Origin of the sequence: Klebsiella sp. 10982 (genome assembly GCF_048589245.1) — a bacterium.
Taxonomy (GTDB): Bacteria; Pseudomonadota; Gammaproteobacteria; order Enterobacterales; family Enterobacteriaceae; genus Klebsiella; species Klebsiella quasivariicola.
The window spans coordinates 22,467-41,143 of record NZ_JBMAXV010000042.1 but is presented as its reverse complement, the minus strand read 5'-3'; the positions used below and the strand labels follow the sequence as shown (position 1 = coordinate 41,143).

At 54.5% G+C, this 18,677-nt stretch carries 17 protein-coding genes; 4 read left to right on the top strand and 13 right to left on the bottom strand.

Annotated features, from left to right (window positions below; translation table 11 throughout):
- Positions 1-141 precede the first annotated feature (141 nt).
- The 6 genes from ttdB to mdh all read right to left on the bottom strand — a co-directional run bounded on the left by ttdB (position 142) and on the right by mdh (position 5,521).
- On the bottom strand, positions 142-759 hold the full coding sequence (gene ttdB, locus ACKLKD_RS23150) for a L(+)-tartrate dehydratase subunit beta (RefSeq protein ID WP_064317651.1): 618 nt from the start codon (positions 757-759) through the stop codon (positions 142-144).
- A complete protein-coding gene (gene ttdA, locus ACKLKD_RS23145) occupies positions 759-1,658 on the bottom strand; it encodes a L(+)-tartrate dehydratase subunit alpha (protein WP_012540456.1) in 900 nt (299 codons plus the stop codon). Before ttdA ends, ttdB begins: the two co-directional genes overlap by 1 nt.
- 32 nt (positions 1,659-1,690) lie before the next feature.
- Positions 1,691-2,959 (bottom strand): SLC13 family permease, encoded by a 1,269-nt coding sequence (locus ACKLKD_RS23140; RefSeq protein WP_080897326.1) that lies wholly within the window; start codon positions 2,957-2,959, stop codon positions 1,691-1,693.
- A gap of 211 nt (positions 2,960-3,170) precedes the next feature.
- On the bottom strand, positions 3,171-3,836 hold the full coding sequence (locus ACKLKD_RS23135) for a GntR family transcriptional regulator (RefSeq protein WP_025713021.1): 666 nt from the start codon (positions 3,834-3,836) through the stop codon (positions 3,171-3,173).
- Entirely contained in the window at positions 3,823-4,452 is a 630-nt protein-coding gene (locus tag ACKLKD_RS23130; RefSeq protein ID WP_025713020.1) for a GntR family transcriptional regulator, read from the bottom strand. Before ACKLKD_RS23130 ends, ACKLKD_RS23135 begins: the two co-directional genes overlap by 14 nt.
- 130 nt (positions 4,453-4,582) lie before the next feature.
- The gene (gene mdh, locus ACKLKD_RS23125; RefSeq protein WP_080897325.1) at positions 4,583-5,521 is read right to left on the bottom strand and encodes a malate dehydrogenase; all 939 of its coding nucleotides are present in this window, start codon (positions 5,519-5,521) and stop codon (positions 4,583-4,585) included.
- A gap of 414 nt (positions 5,522-5,935) precedes the next feature.
- Between mdh and argR the strand changes: the two genes are divergently transcribed.
- The 3 genes from argR to yhcN-B all read left to right on the top strand — a co-directional run bounded on the left by argR (position 5,936) and on the right by yhcN-B (position 7,410).
- A complete protein-coding gene (argR, locus tag ACKLKD_RS23120) occupies positions 5,936-6,406 on the top strand; it encodes a transcriptional regulator ArgR (RefSeq protein WP_002918625.1) in 471 nt (156 codons plus the stop codon).
- A gap of 376 nt (positions 6,407-6,782) precedes the next feature.
- Complete coding sequence (gene yhcN, locus ACKLKD_RS23115) at positions 6,783-7,046, top strand: peroxide/acid stress response protein YhcN (RefSeq protein WP_004889568.1); 264 nt, start codon at positions 6,783-6,785, stop codon at positions 7,044-7,046.
- Positions 7,047-7,143: 97 nt separating this feature from the next.
- Positions 7,144-7,410 (top strand): DUF1471 family stress response protein YhcN-B, encoded by a 267-nt coding sequence (gene yhcN-B / locus ACKLKD_RS23110; RefSeq protein ID WP_025713018.1) that lies wholly within the window; start codon positions 7,144-7,146, stop codon positions 7,408-7,410.
- Positions 7,411-7,521: 111 nt separating this feature from the next.
- On the opposite strand, the gene ACKLKD_RS23105 is transcribed toward yhcN-B, so the two are convergent.
- The 5 genes from ACKLKD_RS23105 to aaeX form a co-directional block, all read right to left on the bottom strand.
- Positions 7,522-8,544, bottom strand: a complete 1,023-nt coding sequence (locus ACKLKD_RS23105; protein WP_025713017.1) for an alpha/beta hydrolase — start codon at positions 8,542-8,544, stop codon at positions 7,522-7,524.
- A gap of 232 nt (positions 8,545-8,776) precedes the next feature.
- A complete protein-coding gene (locus ACKLKD_RS23100; protein WP_025713016.1) occupies positions 8,777-9,052 on the bottom strand; it encodes a barstar family protein in 276 nt (91 codons plus the stop codon).
- A gap of 79 nt (positions 9,053-9,131) precedes the next feature.
- On the bottom strand, positions 9,132-11,099 hold the full coding sequence (aaeB, locus tag ACKLKD_RS23095; RefSeq protein ID WP_025713015.1) for a p-hydroxybenzoic acid efflux pump subunit AaeB: 1,968 nt from the start codon (positions 11,097-11,099) through the stop codon (positions 9,132-9,134).
- Between the two features lie 5 nt (positions 11,100-11,104).
- Complete coding sequence (gene aaeA / locus ACKLKD_RS23090) at positions 11,105-12,037, bottom strand: p-hydroxybenzoic acid efflux pump subunit AaeA (protein ID WP_025713014.1); 933 nt, start codon at positions 12,035-12,037, stop codon at positions 11,105-11,107.
- Between the two features lie 7 nt (positions 12,038-12,044).
- Complete coding sequence (aaeX, locus tag ACKLKD_RS23085; protein ID WP_002918640.1) at positions 12,045-12,248, bottom strand: p-hydroxybenzoic acid efflux pump operon protein AaeX; 204 nt, start codon at positions 12,246-12,248, stop codon at positions 12,045-12,047.
- 132 nt (positions 12,249-12,380) lie between these two features.
- Here aaeX and aaeR point away from each other — a divergent pair, with 132 nt between their 5' ends.
- A complete protein-coding gene (gene aaeR, locus ACKLKD_RS23080; protein WP_025713013.1) occupies positions 12,381-13,310 on the top strand; it encodes an HTH-type transcriptional activator AaeR in 930 nt (309 codons plus the stop codon).
- 35 nt (positions 13,311-13,345) lie between these two features.
- Here aaeR and tldD read toward each other — a convergent pair whose 3' ends face one another.
- Both tldD and yhdP read right to left on the bottom strand, forming a co-directional pair.
- Positions 13,346-14,791, bottom strand: coding sequence for a metalloprotease TldD (tldD, locus tag ACKLKD_RS23075; RefSeq protein ID WP_025713012.1), 1,446 nt, complete (start codon positions 14,789-14,791; stop codon positions 13,346-13,348).
- 88 nt (positions 14,792-14,879) lie between these two features.
- Positions 14,880-18,677: an AsmA2 domain-containing protein YhdP gene (gene yhdP, locus ACKLKD_RS23070; protein ID WP_025713011.1), complete on the bottom strand. Its 3,798-nt coding sequence runs from the start codon at positions 18,675-18,677 to the stop codon at positions 14,880-14,882.

The following is an 18,677-nucleotide window of genomic DNA, read 5'->3' as shown; positions in this document are numbered from 1 at the left end:
AAAATGGCCTTTGGGAGGAGCGCAATAATGGCTTACGGTAGCCCACGTCAGCAGAGGGGATTTCCCCGGACCGCCTGGTCAGAAGCCTCTGTTTAGCCGTCAGCTGCCGCTGCCATTACTGCGCGATAGAGTCAATCGGGGTTATTTAATGAAGCTCACATGTTTGCAGATTTCATCGGCGACAATTTCTTTGCGCTGATTAAAGATCACTTTATTTTGCTCAAACAGGTTATTGCCGTGGGTATCGATCGACACAATTAACGGCCCGAACTCTTTGACGCGGCAAACCCATAAGGTTTCCGGCATGCCTAAATCACGCCATTGCGCATCTTCAATCTCTTCCACACAGACCGCGGCGACCACCGCGCAGCCGGCCGGGAACACACAGTGCAAGGCTTTATGTTCCATACAGCCCTCTTCGGTCCCTTTGCCCATACCGCCTTTGCCGACGATTAATTTCACACCGGTCTGGGCAATAAATTCTTTTTCAAATTTCTCCATGCGCATACTGGTGGTTGGCCCAACGGAGACCATTTCGAATTTATCTTCCGTACCTTTAATCGGACGCACAATTGGCCCGGCATGTAATATCGCGCCACCCGCGACATTGACCGGTAATTCACGGCCACCTTCAATTAAACGACGATGAGCAACATCACGGCAGGTAACAATGTGGCCATTGAGATAAATAATGTCGCCCGCTTTAATATCCGCTAAGTCTTCGTCTTTAATGGGCGTAGTGAGTATTTTTTTAGTCATCAGAATGCCACTCCTGTGTGAGACGTAATGGTGTAATTCAGGTCTTTATCGAAAACGATATGTCCTTTACGGTGTGACCAGCAGCCAACATTCACCGCCACGCCAATGGTGGAAGGATGGCGCGCGGTATTTTCAATATTGACGCCCATCACGGAGGTATTGCCGGACATCCCCTGCGGGCCAAGGCCGATTTTGTTGATACCGTCTTCGAGCATTTTTTCCAGCGATGCCGCACGTTCGTTATCATTGTGCGAACCAATCGGACGCATCAGCGCTTTCTTCGACAGCAGCGCCGCCGTTTCCACAGACGTCGCGACCCCTACGCCAACCAGCAGCGGCGGACAGGCATTCAGGCCATAGCTGGTCATCACATCCAGCACGAAACGAGTCACGCCTTCATAACCCGCGCCCGGCATCAATACCATCGCTTTACCCGGTAGCGAGCAGCCGCCGCCGGCCATATAGGTGTAGATGCTGCACTGGTCTGAATCCGGAACGATCTCCCAGAATACCGTCGGCGTCCCTTTGCCGACGTTTTTGCCGGTGTTGTATTCATCAAAGGTCTCGACGCTGTTATGACGCAGCGGCGAATCCACGGTGGCTTTGATTACCGATTCGCGCAGCAGCGCTTCCAGCTCGCCGATCAGCGGGAAGTTTGCCCCACACTCCACCAGAAACTGGATCACGCCGGTATCCTGGCAGGAGGGACGATCCAGCTCTTTCGCCAGACGCTGGTTTTCAATCATGGTGGTAAAGATGACGTCCGCCAGCTGGCTGGTCTCTTTCTTATGCAACTCTTTTAGTTTTGCCGTGACGTCATCAGGCAATACTTTGCCGGTATATCCCACAAATCTGGCCATGATGTCGGTCATGCGGGATATCTGTTCGCTTTTGCTCATAAAGGCTCCTTAGTCAGAACAGCGTCCGTAAATTACGGATGAAAAGGGAAAAGGATTGGCAGCAGGATCAGGCTGACAATGGTGGAAACGATAATCAGAGGAATGCCGGATTTGGCGTAATCGACGAACTTATAGCCCCCGGCCGACAGCACCATCATGTTGGCAGGCATACCGATCGGCGTCGCATAGGCACAGGAGCTACCGATAACCGTCGCCATCAACACCGCACGCGGATCGGCGCCCATACCGGCGGCAATCGACAGACTCACTGGTACCAGCAGCGCGACGGTGGCGGTATTGGACATAAAGTTGGTCATCACTACAGAGAGGGCAAAGACCGCCACCAGCAGCATAAACGGCGAGGAGTTGTTACCCAGCAGACCGATAACCTGGTCAGCGACCAGCTTCCCCGCGCCGGTCATTTCCAGCGCTTTAGCCAGCGCCAGGGTGCCGCCGAAGATAAAAATAGTTTGTGAATCAATGGCTTTATAAGCCTGTTTTTCCGTCAACACGCCGGTGATAACCAGCACCAGGGCACCAATGCAGCCGGCTACCGTCAGACTAATACCGGTCTGTTTTTCGAAAATCATGCCGAGGATCGTGGCGATCAGCACCACCAGGGACAGGATCTGCTTCCAGCGCGGAACGTGGCTGTAATCCCGCTGTTCGCCAACGCTGCCCACTTCACTACTGTTCGGGTTATTAGGCAGGAACTTATAGCCGATAGTCAGGAAATAGAGGATGCCGCAGACCAGCATCGGCAGGCCCACTTTCGCATACTCAAAGAAGCCGAAGCCGCTGCCGATATTCTGCAAGGCCGATTGCGCGATCAGGTTGCCCGGGGCGCCGATTAGCGACAGGTTACCGCCCAGCGCGGCAGCAAACACCAGCGGCATCAGCAGACGCGAGCGGGAAAAACCCGATTTCGCCGCGACACCGATAACGACCGGGATCAGTACCGCCGCCGTACCGGTATTCGACAGAAAACCAGACATGATGCCGACCACCACCATGATGGTGAAAATTAATTGCTTCTCCGTTTTAGCGAAGTGGGTGATCACGCCACCGACTTTATTGGCCATCCCGGTTTCAAATAACGCTCCGCCAACGATAAACATGGCGACGAAAAGAATGACGTTGCTGTCGATAAAACCGGCAAACGCCTGCTTGAGATCCAATACACCGGTGAGCACTAACGCCACGCAAACCACCATGGAAGTCACTGCCAGTGGCACCTTCTCCCAGACAAACATGACGATAGCGAACACCAGCAAACATAGGGTGATGGTAATCGGTTCCATACTTATAATTCTTCCTATCAATGATATATGATATTGTATCCAATATTGACGGGGGAGAAATTATTCCCATGTAAAAAGTAAGTCAATGCGTTTTTGCGGAATGATCGCGCAATGAGATCTGCATCAAGATCCTGTGCAGATCGTCACGAAAAGTAACTAATAACGCAGATAAATGTAAGAAAAGCCAGCCTATCGCTGGCGAAGGACCCCGTCAGGTGGTGGGATCGGGCAGGTATCGAGTGAGCATATTTTCCATCGAGCGGATAATGTGTTCATGCATTCGCTGGCGGGCCAGCGCTTCGTTATGCTGCTCAAGCGCTTGTAAAATGGCTTTATGTTCGCGAATGGAGATAACGGCATACTCTTCTTCGGTGACCTTATGTCCCATCGACAGGCCGTTCCACATGTTGCAGAGCAGCATCTTCATTTTTTCATTTCCCGCCGCGCTCCAGATCTCCATATGGAAAGCCTGGTTCAGATCGGAATATTCAGCAGAATTATTGTCTGCCAGCGCCTTCTCTGCGGCATAGTGAACCTGGGCGATACGTGAAATATCGGTCCCTGGGCGAGAAGCTTTCGCCACGGCTTCACTTTCCAGTACGGCGCGAATTTCATAATGTTCGCGGATGGTCTGCTCATTAATGCCCAGCACCACCGCGCCTTTATTCGGCCGCACTTGAATCAGACCGTCGGCGGCTAAAATCTGAAACGCTTCGCGTACCGGCATGCTGGAGACGCCAACCAGTCGGGCAATCCCTTCAAGGGTAATCTCCTGCCCTTCCACTAAATCCCGCGACAGGATTGCTTTACGCAAAACCGCCGCCACCTGCTCCTTCGCGGAAAGAAGCTTAATTTTCCCTAATTTAGGCTTCTGCACTTTCCCAATCCTTCATATGTTGACGCATAATTTCCGCAAGCATAAGGAAATAACGCTGCGTTGTCTGGGCAATTTTTTCGCCTTCGCTATTGCCAATAGCGCTGGCCAGTTCGCTCAGTATCAGAGCCGATTCCTGGCCATTCTCTTTCAGATAAAGAATGACATAAGAAATATAACCGTCCAAAAATTGCTGATACGCTTTCGCCAGATAGCGGTTATCAAGATAGGAAATCAGCAGCTGATGAAACGCCAGTTCGCGGGCGTTCTCTCCCGGACGCGCCAGCTCCTGGGCTCGCCCGCGGAGCAGTTCCCCCTGATTCGCCGGTACAAGAGCAAATAGTTCGGCGGCCATCACCGCGATAACGCGAAAAATATGGCTCACATCCTCAACGGCCAATGTGGAGACCTGCATATGCCGGTTAGGCAAGCGCACCAGAAACCCTTCCTGCTCAAGAGATTGCAGCGCTTCCCTAACCGGCATACGTGAAAGTCCCAGCTGTTCCGCGATGCTTTCTTGCGTCAGCTCATCCCCAGCCTTCATCGCACCGGAGAGGATCTGGTAGCGAATCATCTGCGCGATCTGGTCCCGGGTCTGTTTTCTTTCAATCTTTTTCACTCTGTCCTCATGACTGACGGCTTAAAACGCGGGGATTTTAGCAGATTTGCCCGGAAGCAGGCGCATTGGGGCGAAAAGTGAGGCAATAAAAAGCCGGAACAGCGGTTCCGGCTCTTCTGTTAAGGCGAAATTACTTATTGACGAAGTCTTCGCCGAGGGCAATATCTTTCTTCAGAGTGTCCAGCATCCCTTCCAGCGCCTGCTGTTCAAAGGCGCTAATTTTGCCGATAGACTGACGTTCTTCCACACCATTTTTCCCCAGCAGCAGCGGCTGGGAGAAGAAACGCGCGTATTGGCCGTCGCCTTCCACGTAGGCACACTCCACCACGCCCTTTTCCCCCTGCATCGCACGTACCAGAGAGAGACCAAAACGGGCAGCCGCCTGGCCCATCGACAACGTTGCCGATCCGCCACCCGCTTTCGCTTCCACGACTTCGGTACCGGCGTTCTGAATACGTTTAGTGAGATCGGCCACTTCCTGATCGCTAAAGCTGACGCCCGGGATCTGCGAGAGTAATGGCAGAATAGTCACCCCGGAGTGACCGCCAATGACCGGGACTTCCACCTCGGTTGCCGATTTACCTTTCAGTTCAGCAACAAAGGTATTGGAGCGGATAATGTCCAGCGTGGTGACGCCAAACAGTTTATTTTTATCGTACACGCCGGCTTTTTTCAGCACTTCGGCGGCGATGGCCACGGTGGTATTCACCGGGTTAGTGATAATGCCGATGCAGGCCTGCGGGCAGGTTTTGGCAATCTGCTGCACCAGGTTCTTAACGATACCCGCATTCACATTAAACAGGTCGGAACGATCCATGCCGGGCTTACGTGCTACGCCCGCGGAGATCAGCACCACATCAGCGCCTTCCAGCGCCGGGGTAGCATCTTCACCGGAAAATCCTTTAATTTTTACATCTGTGGGGATATGACTTAGATCTACCGCCACGCCCGGTGTAACCGGAGCGATGTCGTACAACGAGAGCTCTGAACCTGAAGGCAGTTGGGTCTTAAGTAGTAGGGCAAGCGCCTGACCGATACCACCGGCGGCGCCAAGGACTGCAACTTTCATCCTAAACTCCTTATTATGGTTAATTTAGTCTTTCGTTATTCCGTCGCCTGGACCTTAATTCACAAGATGAACAATTACAATGATTATGGCTGAAGAATGCATTATTGTGCGTAGCAATAGAACAACTGCGCATTTTCTGCTTTCTGACTGACCATCCAGCAAAGCGAAGTACCGGATCGACTATTGGTTACAATACACCCAGCCAGTTGCGCAAAACAACACCAACTAAATAACATTTCATTTACTTTTACATAGCTTTAAGCGTTGTGATGAGAACATGTTCCTTATACGGTTTTTTTGCTAAAATATGCCCCCTTCATAACATTATTGACCTATCCCTCTGCGGATTATTTGCATAAAAATTCATGGTTATGCATAATGATGTTGTTTTTACCACCATAATCTGGGTGACTTATGCGAAGTTCGGCAAAACAAGAAGAACTGGTTAAAGCGTTTAAAGCGCTGCTTAAAGAAGAAAAATTCAGCTCGCAAGGAGAGATCGTCCAGGCGCTGCAGGAGGAAGGCTTCGAGAATATCAACCAATCGAAGGTCTCCCGCATGCTCACCAAATTTGGCGCGGTGCGTACCCGTAATGCCAAAATGGAAATGGTGTATTGCCTGCCTGCCGAGCTTGGTGTTCCGACGACTTCCAGCCCGCTGAAAAATCTGGTGCTGGATATCGACTATAACGATGCCGTAGTGGTGATTCACACCAGTCCTGGCGCCGCGCAGCTGATCGCCCGCCTTCTTGATTCGCTGGGCAAGGCGGAAGGTATTCTCGGCAGCATCGCCGGCGATGACACTATCTTTACCACCCCGGCTCGCGGTTTTACGGTGAAGGATCTGCACGACGCTATCCTGGTCCTGTTCGAACAGGAACTCTGAGTATTCCCCTCTGGCTACCGTCAGAGGGCGACTCCCCTTTTTCTGCCTCTCTTCCCCTCCTGTACCACAACAACTATTTAACACTTAGTGTCATTTACGGCCTCTATACGTTCTTTTACTAACGTGAAAATCGTAAAACGCACAAAAGATCAAATTCGTATACCTTTATGATTTTATTAGAAATAAATCTTATCGCTGTCGCTAAAGTGTCATTTTTAATTCTTATCCGTTATAAAAAGCGCAATCCATTGTAACTATTAACGCGCAAAACAATTAGCATGGTATTAATATTTTTGGTGATTAGTGTATACTTGTTTTTGTGATGAGGGTCACGAAACAAAGACCCCCAACAAAAAGATTCGACGAGGTGAACATCATGAAAATCAAAACCACTGTAGCTGCTCTCAGCATCCTTTCTGTCGTGTCATTTGGCGCTTTCGCCGCTGATATTATCAACAGCGAGCAGGCCCAGGGCCGCGAGGCTATCGGCACGGTTTCCGTCGGCGCGGTAGCATCATCCCCGATGGATATGCATGAAATGCTGAACAAAAAAGCGCAGGAAGAAGGGGCTTCTTCTTACCGCATTATTGAAGCACGCACTGGCGACCACTGGCATGCCACTGCTGAGCTGTATAAATAAGTTTTAGACGTCAACGATTAACCTGACAACAATTCTCTACCGCGGCGGGCCTCATACATCGCCCCGCCGCGGCAAAACAAAGACTGGAGTAAAGAATATGAAACGCGCAATGATCATCGCATCCCTTGGCCTGGCTTCTCTTATCTCTTTCGGCGCCAGCGCTGCCGTTCAGCAAGTGAACGCAGAGCAAGCCCAAAACCTGCAGTCCATGGGCACCATCTCCGTATCCCAGGTCGGTAGTGCGCCAATGGACATGCGCCAGGAACTGGCGGCTAAAGCAGAGAAAGAAGGCGCCAGCAGCTACCGTATTATTGAAGCACGTACCGGCGATAGCTGGCACGCCACCGCTGAGCTGTACAAATAAACCCTCGTCGTCTTATTTCGACGACTTGCCCCCGCCTGCCGGGGGCTTTTTTTTGGTTTATCGCAAAACCTGATCAGACAATGCGTTCCGCTTCCACAACGGAGCCGCGATTTACAGATTGGCATCTTTATCTTTCGTCCCGTCGGCTGTCTGTACCGGTGCGCCGAGCGTCGCTTTAAACCAGCTAACGACCCGGTCGATAACCGGCTTCTGATACCAGCTATCATCACCATGTTCAGCACCGTCGATCAGCACATACTCTGCCTTATTATCTTTCGCTATTAACGCCTTATAAAGCTGGGCGCTTTGTACGGGTGACACCAGAGAGTCAGCGCTGCCATGCATAATCAACATCGGTGGTTCGTTACGGGCAATATGTCCCATCGGGCTGGCGTCGAGCGCTTTTTGCCTGTCACTGCCAATCGTAGCGCCAGGCCAGTTGCGAAATGCGCTGCCATGCACCAGGAGCGCTTCCGTCACGGCAGGCGAGGCGTGCACTTTCTGAATATCGGCTGGGAAACCTTCACCTATATTCAACAGATTAGAGATGCCGTATAGCGTCACTGCAGCCTGAACCGCAGAGGACTGGTCGAGAAAATCGCCCTGTTCCCAGCTCTTCTCTCCCTGAGTTAGCGCCATCATTTGTGCCATATAGCCACCTGCAGAATCGCCCAGCACGCCGATACGTTTAGGATCAATGCCGTATTCCGCTGCGTGCGCGCGCAGATAGCGGATAGCCGCTTTACCATCGACAACCGGCGCGGGAAACGTGTCTGGCACGGTACGGTATTCTGCTGCTGCGACGACAAACCCGGCTTCCGCCAGCGCCATGCGCATTTCGATAAATTTATCCCATGCCGCACTGGTGAAACCACCGCCAGGGAAGTAAACAATGGCGGGCTTCAGATCGTGGTTTCGCGGCACCAGCAAAGACATATGCATCTGACGAACGGAAACTGCATTTTTAATCTGGCTGTAAACCACGCCGTTGAAGGTATCAATACGGCCACGGGTTTGATCCACGCGAATAATCTGTGCGCCATCAGCGTAACCGGGGAGTTCCGAGGCATAAGCCGTTGCCGCGATGGAGCCCAGCATCAGGCCGCTGGTCAGTATAAAAGGAAGGGTTTTCATGGTAGGCGTCCTGGATAAGACCTGCAAAACGCAGATCAAATAAAAATGCGTTCATGGTTCAGGCAGTGTATAACCGAAAAATAGCGGTGAATAACGCGCTTTTTGTATCAAATCCATCAGCTTTTTAGATAAAAACGCAGTTACCGTTAACGTATTGCGCAGAATTAAAAGGGTAATGGCGCCTTCCCCTGAGCGTCGACACGATGTATCCCGGCAAAAGCGGTTCGACTTTTTATCGCTGTCTGGCGTTAAAGCGCAACTCCCCCTCCAGCTCTTCCTCTGCTTCATCAAATAATAAAATCAGTGCGCCAAAGCGCCGACGCTGTTTATCATTTAAATGAATAAATTCAATGTCCAACGGCAACGGCAACATCCCACCGGTCACCGCATCCCACAGTGAATCGAGATTATTAACCTTATCGTGAGCCAGCGCGAAGGTCCGTGAAAACTCGCGATAGAAATCCTGCTGTTCGGTGATTTCGTCAAAATCAAACGTATAGGTGGTCATGGCAGCCCTCCCGTATTCTATTCCTGTCGCCGTTAAGTATAGCGATAAAAAAACCGACGCCTGAGCGCCGGTTTACGGGTTAACTGCTGGTCAGCGCATGCTGGTACTTGTGCAACATCTCTACCAGCCGCCGCACCGGTTCGGTCACCTGCGGCGAGGCCTCCCAGACTCTCAGCTTCTCCTGATAGACATCAAGCTCGGCCAGCAGCTGGGTGAAATAGCGCCGACGCTTATCATCGCTGCCAGCGGAAATCACATGATCTGCGGTCCGCCGTAGCTGTCGATGGAACGCCGACAGATCGTCATTCACCGGAACGGGCGCATCACGCAGGCGCTGATGGGCGATAATCAACGTCAGTGCCAAACGGAAGCGGGCGACATCGCCAGGGAATTTATTGAGCAATAAAAACAGCTGCTGATAGAGTGCAGGCAGATGATTCTCTTTGCGACGCGCCGAGTTGGTGGTCAGTGAAGAGACCGCCGCCGAGACAAACTGGTTCAACAGCACCCGACCGGTTCTGGCCCGTGAGTTATCCCTGACGATAAGAATGACCATCAGGGCGAGGAAACAGCCGACAATCTGTCCCAGCGCACTGTCGAGGAACTGACTGAACTGGAACTGCATCGGGTTATCCAGCACCAGAATGTTAATGGTGCTCGCCAGCGCCCCCAGCGATCCGAGACGCCTTTTCTGCACTTCGATCCCGATAAAGAACGCCATCGCCGCCAGGCTAATGCAGAGCAGCAGCATGCTCTGCTGCGTCGCCGGCATGATCACCAGGAAGTACAAGGTGCCCAGCGGTAACGCCGCCAGGGTACCGTAAAGGAAGTCTATCGCCACCATTCGGGGATTCGGTAGCCGCATAGCCAGCGCAGTAACCACGGCAATCATCACCATCGCGCCGCTGCCTGAAGTCCAGCCGGTCCACAGCCAGAACAGCGTCCCGAGAATACAGGAGACGGAGGTGCGCCAGAAGTTCACCATTGCGTGATGACGCTCAGCGGACTCCACTTTGACCACCGTTTCGCCACGCAATACGCCATCTTCGATGCGGCTGATCTTGGTGTTGCCGACCACGCCACGCTTAAGCAATAAATAGCGTGTAGCGGCACCCACCCAGCTATAGATGGTGACGGGCGTATTATGCTCGCCTTTCCAGGTCAGAAACCGGCGCATACGCTTCAACTGCTGGTGGACATCCTGGACCGTCTCAACCGGCTCGGCGAACAGTTCGCGATAGTCATCCGTCACCATTTCCGGGCGCGAGTTCTGGATCAGGTAGGTTTCGCAAGCCTGGGTAATAAGCGTTAACGAAAGGGTATTGATGGCTTTCAGACGCTGATTCGCCTTCGCCCAGCGTGAAGATTCCATAATCAGGTTACTGCGCATGCCTTCCAGGGCCGCAGTGCGACGCACCAGTGCTCCCCAGGCCTGATCCACTTCCTCTTTGTCGCCATGCGCAACGCATAGCTGCATCAGCTTATATTGCGCAATCAGCAGGTTATCCAGTTCGAGGTCGATCTCTTTTTTAATCGATCGCGGAGAGAACAGCAGGTCGGCGACGATGGCGCTAACAATACCGATAACAATTTCGCTGCAGCGCTCCACAGCAAACTGCGGCGCCAGCATCGGGTTAGTGTGGATGGTAATGATGATAATCAGCGCGGTGTACCCGGCCAGCCCCCAGGCATAGGAGTTCTCGACCTTGACCAGCGAGGAGATCCAGGTACAAAACCCGGCCCACAGGCAGCAAACCAGCATCATTAGCAGAGGGGCGCGGATCATCAGGATGATAATGACCAGCGCGGCAATACAACCAATAAAGGTCCCGGCAATACGTAACATCCCGCGATAGCGAATCGCGCCAGAGTACGGCTCTCCCCCGGCGGCAAACGCTGGCCCGGCCGCGACGATCGCCGCCGTCAGCACCGCCCAGCGCGGCGTTTCGAGCTGAAAATGGAAACCGACAAACAGCGCCAGCACCACCGCACATGCAAGCTTAATGGCAAAGCGGAGATGCCGGGGAGCAATGGTATATGTCCCCATAGCGATTAACCGAATTCGCGCAGGCGCATAGCCAGTTTCTGGAAGAAGTTGGCCTGGCTGGTGTCGCGGTCTTCTTTACCGGTGATGACGACCGTCGCGGTAGTGCCTGACGGCCACAGGTTTCCCTGCTGGTGGTCGAGGCGAATACGCACCGGCACACGCTGCGCCAGACGCACCCATTCAAGGTTAGAATCGACCGAGGCCATCCCTTTCGAGTCGCTGCTGCTGCTGGCGTTGGTCACCCCTGCGGCGATACTGTCCACTGTGCCTTTCATGGTTTTGCTGCTGCCAAGCGGGGTAATCTCTGCACGGTAGCCCGGGCGGACGCCTTCCAGCTTGGTTTCTTCCAGATAGGCCATGACGTAAAAGGTATTCTCTTTCACCAGCGCCACCGCCGTGGAGCCGCGAGTGATAAATTCTCCGTTATAGACATTCAGGTTGGTCACCCAGCCATCCGCCGGGGCGCGGATCACCGTGCGCTCCAGATCCAGCCTGGCCAGATCGCGGCTGGCGACGGCTTTCGCCAGCTGATGCTCAACGGTTTGCAGCACGTTATTCGCCTGGTCTATCTCTTCCCGCGACATCGCCTGTACGCCGAGCTTATTCCGTCGACCGGCTTCAACGCGTTTCTCCTGGGCTAACGTTTGGTAGTAGGCGACATCGGCTTCTGCCTGATCCAGCGCTTTTTGGTAACGAGGTTGGTCAATAACGAACAATACCTGGTCTTTCTTAACCAGTTGGTTATCCTTGACGTTTACCTGGGAAATCAGCCCGGAGACATCCGGTGCAATGGCCACAATATCAGCACTAAAGCGCGCATCTCGCGTCCACGGCGAGGCGGTGTAATAGACCCAGGCGCGGAAAATCGCCACGAAGGCCAGAATGACCAGTATCACGGTAATAGCGGTACGGAGGATATTTCTTGTTAGTGTTTTCACATCAACCTCAAACGAACAAGCGCGATATCAAATAAAAAAGGCAGCAATAAAGCGCCGTATTAAACAGTGCAGGGTGCCAGACAAAATCGTATATGCCGGTCGGAACCAGCAATCGGTGCACCAGCCAGAAGATGGCCAGCGACAATAGCAACTCGAAGAAGATCGGCGGAAACGATAAGCCGAAAATCACGATGACAGGAAACAGACTCATGATGACCTTGAATAAGAAGCGTACAGGTAGTGAGCGAGATGCGTTTATTATGTAGCTAACAATATATTAACGTAACAATTGCAGCATTATCTATAATGTGTGATCTAAATCACTTTTAAGCCAGAGTGAATAATGGAACGACTAAAACGCATGTCCGTCTTCGCCAAAGTGGTCGAATTAGGTTCATTCACCGCGGCGGCCCGCCAGCTTCAGATGAGCGTTTCCTCGATCAGCCAGACAGTCGCAAAACTGGAGGATGAACTGCAGGTGAAGCTGCTTAACCGCAGCACCCGCAGCCTTGGCTTAACAGAAGCCGGTAAAATCTATTACCAGGGCTGCCGTAGGATGCTCTTTGAAGCGCAGGATGTCCATGAGCAATTATACGCATTTAACAACACGCCAATCGGGACGCTGCGCATCGGCTGCTCTTCAACTATGGCACAAAATGTCCTGGCTCGCATAACCGCGGAGATGCTGAAAGAATACCCTGGACTCTCCGTAAATCTGGTCACCGGGATACCCGCGCCGGACCTGATCGCCGATGGCCTTGACGTCGTTATCCGCGTTGGCGCGCTGCAGGATTCCAGCCTCTTTTCCCGCCGCCTGGGCTCAATGCCGATGGTGTTATGTGCCGCAAAAAGCTATCTGACACAGGCTGGCCATCCGGAAAAACCGGCCGATCTGGCCAGCCATGCATGGCTGGAATATAGCGTGCGACCGGACAACGAATTTGAAATTATTGCCCCGGAAGGGATCTCAACCCGGGTGACCCCGCAGGGTCGCTTTGTGACCAACGATCCCATGACCCTGGTGCGCTGGCTGACGGCCGGGGTGGGCATCGCTTACGTACCGCTGATGTGGGCGATCGAGGAGATCAACCGAGGTGAACTGGAGATCCTGCTGCCCAGCTATCAGTCCGATCCGCGTCCGGTCTACGCCCTGTATACGGAAAAGGATAAACTGCCGCTGAAAGTGCAGGTCTGCATCAACTATCTGACGGAGTATTTTGTCGACGTGGCAAAGATTTATCAGGGAATGCACGGACGCGGGATCGCCCGGTGAAGGGGTTCCCGGCGGCGCCGGGAACCCGGTAAGGATCAGGCGGTGCCGCCGACGGTAAGGTTATCGACCTTCAGGGTCGGCTGGCCTACGCCCACCGGTACGCTCTGGCCCTCTTTACCGCAGACGCCGACGCCGTTATCCAGGCGCAGGTCGTTGCCCACCATCGAAATCTGCTGCATAGTCTCAATGCCGGAGCCTATCAGCGTGGCCCCTTTCACCGCCTTCGTGACCTTCCCTTTTTCAATCAGATAGGCCTCAGAGGTGGAGAAAACGAACTTACCGGAGGTGATATCCACCTGCCCGCCGCCAAAGTTAGGTGCGAAGATCCCATAGTCAACTGACTCAATAATCTCCTGCGGCGTCGACTGGCCCGCCAGCATATAAGTGTTGGTCATACGTGGCATCGGCAGATGGGCATACGACTCGCGGCGGCCATTGCCGGTCGGCGCGACGTCCATCAGGCGCGCATTGAGCTTATCCTGCATATAGCCTTTCAGGATGCCGTTTTCGATCAGCACGTTGTATTGCCCCGGCGTGCCTTCGTCATCGATGGCCACCGAACCACGACGATCGACGATGGTACCGTCATCCACCACGGTGCACAGCTCAGAGGCCACCAACTCTCCCATATGGCCGCTAAAGACCGAGGTGCCGCGACGGTTGAAATCACCTTCCAGACCATGGCCAACCGCTTCATGCAGCAGGACGCCAGGCCAGCCAGCGCCAAGTACCACCGGCAGCATCCCCGCTGGCGCGGCGACCGCCGAGAGGTTAACCAGCGCCATGCGTACCGCTTCTTTCGCCCAGGCATCGGCCCGTACTTCGCCATCCTGGGAGGCGAGGAAATAGTCATAGCCAAAACGTCCGCCGCCGCCGCTGCTGCCGCGTTCGCGCTTGCCATCTTCTTCCACCAGTACGCTAACGGAAAGACGAACCAGCGGACGAACGTCGGCCGCCAGGGTGCCGTCGGTGGCGGCCACCAGAATCAGCTCATACACCCCGCTCAGGCTGGCTGAAACCTCCTGCACACGCTTGTCCGCCGCCCGGGCGACATTGTCCACCCGACGCAGAATATCCAGCTTCTCTTCCCGGCTCATGCTCTGCAGCGGGTCGATGCTGGTGTAGAGGGCACTATGCTCTACGGCGCCGAGGGTTTGTACTTTGCCATTGCCGGTCTCGCGCACAATGGTCCGCGCCGCCTGAGCGCTCTGCTCCAGCGCCAGCTTGCTGATCTGGTCCGCGTAGGCAAAACCCGTTTTTTCGCCGCTAACGGCGCGCACGCCTACGCCCTGGTCAATGTTGTACGACCCATCTTTAATGATGCTGTCTTCCAGAACCCAGGATTCGTGATAGCTCGACTGAAAATAGAGATCGCCGTAATCGAGGCGGCGCTCGGTCAGTTGACCAAGAATGGCAAACAGATCCTGATGATTCAGGCCATTTGCCGACAGTAGTTGTTCACTTACCAGGTTCAGACTCATCGTTATGCTACTCGTTTGTTGCCGCCTGACAGGCGGAAATACAGAAGGCTATCTATTGAGATTGCGGCAATTCCCGGCAATCGTCAAATCATTGCTTTTTGTTGCTACGCGCCTGGCGCAGCACTTCATTGATCTGCGGCTGGTCAATCGGGCCAGTGATGCGATAGCGCAGAATCGAGACTTTGTTCCACAGCGGCCCCAGCACCTTGCTGGCGGCAAATACCGCCGCGCCGACGATCGGGTTGACGGCGAAGGCTGCTGCCACGCCGACGGTGGCGGAGATTTCCGGCGCAACCACCGCTTGCAGATCCAGCCGTCGACGCACCAGGTCGACCGACCCTTTCATGGCAATGTCGGCTTCCAGGCCATCCACCAGCGTATCATCGGTATGCAGTACGCCATCCTTAATCCATGCCGTACTGTTAATAGAATCGAAATAAAAGCCTTCGCTGAAAGTATCGCTGAAATCGAAACGCAGTTTACGCAGCAGGGCATCGACGCTCAGCAAACGCAGCAGCTGGCCAGCGTGTCCGGTACTCAGGTCGGTAAACTGCCCTTTGCCAAGGTGACTTTTAATGATGCCATTGAGCGACGCCACATCTGGCGACCAGGGCGGCGCGCGCCAGTGCAGATCGTAGTCGATATCAAACGACGAATCCTTCACCGGCGTGGAAACACCGAAGAAATTGGCAAACTCATCCGTCTTATTGCCATGCAGTCTGCCTTTTAGCGATGTGCGCACCCCGGAAGGAGCGCTCACCCACACGCCGTCGGTTGTCAGCCGGCCAAACCCGGTATCCACCAGACCGTTGGCGAGCGTTAAGGTATCGCCCTTGATCGTCACATCGCCGTCGATACGGCCATATTTTTGCCCCCACAACCAGCACTCGGCGCAGCGCAGCTGTAGATCGGGCCAGCCGTGGAAATCCAGCCGCGTCTGTGCCTGTGGGAGCGCATTTCCCGTCCCGCTCTGGCCGCTGGCGCTGGCCGGGTTGAAATAGAGATAACGCACATTTGCCAGCCATGGAGCATTATCACGCATCGTCAGGGTGGCGTTGATCTCACGTCCCTGCGCCTCAACCAGCGAGCCGCCGGCAACCGGCTGCGACATCAGACTGACGTTGTTCCATTGCTGGCCGCCAAGCGCCAGCGACGGCGTACGTAGCACAATGCGCGGTGGAAAAAGCACACTGCTGCTGACTTCATTTGCCGCCCCATTCTGGAAGAGCGCCAGCCACTGCGCACCATCCATCGGCGGCAGGTTGAGCTCAACGCCAGGCTGGTCGGGCAGCGGAGAGAGGCCTTTGCTGTCCGTGGTAAGGATCGCTCTGTCCAGCGTTAGCTTACGGTTCAGCAACCAGCGGCTGTTGATATGATTCTTCGCCCCGATAGAGCCGGTCAGGTCGAAGCTGTTCAGACCGCCAGCGACGTTGATGTTGACCGGCAGGGGTTCGCCGGCAGGCTTACTGACCGGCGGAGGTAAGTGACTACTCACATTCTTCAGGTCGCCCTTGATATCGACCTTATAGCTGGCATTGCCGTGGTACGGCAGCTCGATAGCGACCTTACCCTCCCACGGGACGCTACCGCTCAGCGCCTCATTCACGGCTTTCGGCAGCAGCCCGGTGCGCGACGGCTGCCAGTTGGCATTCATCCCGACGTCCACCAGGAAGGCTTTTTCACCTTCGCGGGTGGAAAAATTGAGGTTCAGTGGCTGATTAAACCAGGTCGCGCTCAACGTGTCGCTATTAAGATCGCCATTCACAAAGCTGAAATTACCGCTCAGATTCTGCAGCGTAGTATCTAATGGCTTGATAAAAAGATTGTTATTCTGCAGACGGACATCGCCTTTCGCAGTGGTCATTTCGCCATCAAGGGGAATGTTTAAATGTAAGCGAGCGCTCACATCGCCATCCAGCTGCAGGGACTCCAGCGCCGCACCCAGAGACTCTTTTAGCGGCGTGGTGTTGAAATAAGGTCCCACTTCTTTGCCCGGGCCTTTGATGTCGGCATCTATCAGCAGTTTTTCCTGCGCATAGTCCGGGATCGCGGCATCAAGATTGCTGGCAGCCACGTTGCCAAGCATCGCTTTATCCGCCCGCATCCACAGGCCGTTGTTGATAAAGTTAAGGTCGATATTCAGCCCGGTCAGCGCCGGCCAGTCCGGTTGAAAAGCAAAAGTGGCGTTCTTCAGCGGGACATAAACCTGGAACTGGCCTTCATTATGCGGATACGGGAACAGATGCGGGTTGCCGCCATACACCAGCGTCGCATCGCTGGCTTGCCCCGCTTTAATCGCGCCGCTGAGGTAATCCACCAGCGCTTTACCCATCAGGTTTTCCGGAAAGTAACGCCACGCCTGGCCGCCATCATTGGTGCTGATGCCCGCCAGAATGCCCAGCCACGGATCGTCCCCCTGCGGTTGCAGATAACGGAAGCCGCCGCGAGCGCGTACGCCCGTCGCCTGCACGTCAATATCGCGGCCATCGAGCATAAACCCCTTGTCGTTTTTCACCCAACTGAGGGTGGCTTCGCCAGCGGCGATCTCCAGCGGAGCGCGGAAAACGCCGACATAGGGCATCAGCGCCTTCGTCATCCGGGCTTGCAGTTCCCCGTGCTCAACGCTGCCATCAAGGCTGCCAGAAAAGTGCTCCGCCCCCGGCAGAAGTTTCCACTGCTTCCATGCCAGATCGCTCCACTGCACCTGAAAGCGTGTTTTCTCGGTCGCCTGCAGGGGAATATCAAGGGCCAGCAGGTTGATCTTGCCGCTGGGCTGCGTAGTGCGCCAGAGTTGGCCCAGGGAAGGCGCCAGCTTATCGGCAAAAGGCAGTAAACCGCTGAGGCCGCTGAGGGCTAAATTGCTGGCGCGAATACGTAATTCATCGCTTCGCTGACCATTATCGCCACCGACGTCCTGCGCCGGGATCCAGGCCATCGCCAGCGCGCCACTTGGCCACGGTTTATCGTCGATAGCAATCCGGGTATCGGGAATATAGAAGCCCCAGCTTTGCTGGTTATGAGAGAGATGCGCCGTCAGGTTATCCACCGACAGATGATGGACTTCGTTATCGCCCTGCCAGCTGGCGCCCCCTTTTTTCAGCCATACATCGCCGCCGGCCACATCGCCTTTTTCAATCGTCATCCAGCCTTCAAGGCTGAAGCGGGCGCTCTTTAGGGCAATATTGTCCTGCATCCAGCGGCCCAGCCACGGTTTGACGTCAATATCGTCAGCCTGCAGCCACACCCGGCCTTTGTTCAGCAGGCCATCTTCATCACGGAGATCCATCCGCACCTGCATGACGCCATGCTGGCCGGTGAGACTGGAAAGACTGAGTTGCCCCTCGGCGCGGTGACGGTTCCTGCCGTTAAGCCAGGTCAGCTGCGGAACCGCCAGCTCCGCCCGCTGGCCGGAAAGGGTCAGGAAACTCAGCTGACTGTCGCGCAGAGTAAAGTGATCGAACTGACGTAAAAAGAGATCGCTGATGCGGTCGCCTTTCAGACTGTCGCCGCCGTCGTTGGTCTGAATAGGGGTATTGGTATGGACCTGCAACTGCCAGAAAGTGAGGTCGCGGAACTGCCAGCGCATATGCAGCAGGCTTTGCCAGACGTCCAGCGCCAGGGTCACGCGCTTGACCGCCATTGTGCCGCCATCTTTCAGCCCGACATGTATATCACGGACATCCAGCGTTGGACCAAAAGTTTGCCAGCTGGCGCTGATCTGCGAGGCGTCCACCGGCGCGCCAGTGAGGGAGGAGATCTTCTCCAGCAGCTGCGGACGCCAGGCGTCGAGCTGCGGCAACACGAGACGCAAGCCACTCACCAGCAGCGCGACGATAACAATCAATGTTGCCACGGTGAGCAATAATATCCCGGGCAGTCGCCTCAC

Excerpts from the sequence above, each read along its gene's own strand:
- mdh (WP_080897325.1), bottom strand. The coding sequence starts at position 5,521 with ATGAAAGTTGCAGTCCTTGGCGCCGCCGGTGGTATCGGTCAGGCGCTT.
- yhcN-B (WP_025713018.1), top strand. The coding sequence starts at position 7,144 with ATGAAACGCGCAATGATCATCGCATCCCTTGGCCTGGCTTCTCTTATC.
- aaeB (WP_025713015.1), bottom strand. The coding sequence starts at position 11,099 with ATGGGGACATATACCATTGCTCCCCGGCATCTCCGCTTTGCCATTAAG.
- aaeX (WP_002918640.1), bottom strand. The coding sequence starts at position 12,248 with ATGAGTCTGTTTCCTGTCATCGTGATTTTCGGCTTATCGTTTCCGCCG.
- ACKLKD_RS23100 (WP_025713016.1), bottom strand. The coding sequence starts at position 9,052 with ATGACCACCTATACGTTTGATTTTGACGAAATCACCGAACAGCAGGAT.
- ttdB (WP_064317651.1), bottom strand. The coding sequence starts at position 759 with ATGACTAAAAAAATACTCACTACGCCCATTAAAGACGAAGACTTAGCG.
- ACKLKD_RS23140 (WP_080897326.1), bottom strand. The coding sequence starts at position 2,959 with ATGGAACCGATTACCATCACCCTATGTTTGCTGGTGTTCGCTATCGTC.
- ttdA (WP_012540456.1), bottom strand. The coding sequence starts at position 1,658 with ATGAGCAAAAGCGAACAGATATCCCGCATGACCGACATCATGGCCAGA.
- ACKLKD_RS23105 (WP_025713017.1), bottom strand. The coding sequence starts at position 8,544 with ATGAAAACCCTTCCTTTTATACTGACCAGCGGCCTGATGCTGGGCTCC.
- argR (WP_002918625.1), top strand. The coding sequence starts at position 5,936 with ATGCGAAGTTCGGCAAAACAAGAAGAACTGGTTAAAGCGTTTAAAGCG.
- aaeR (WP_025713013.1), top strand. The coding sequence starts at position 12,381 with ATGGAACGACTAAAACGCATGTCCGTCTTCGCCAAAGTGGTCGAATTA.
- yhcN (WP_004889568.1), top strand. The coding sequence starts at position 6,783 with ATGAAAATCAAAACCACTGTAGCTGCTCTCAGCATCCTTTCTGTCGTG.
- tldD (WP_025713012.1), bottom strand. The coding sequence starts at position 14,791 with ATGAGTCTGAACCTGGTAAGTGAACAACTACTGTCGGCAAATGGCCTG.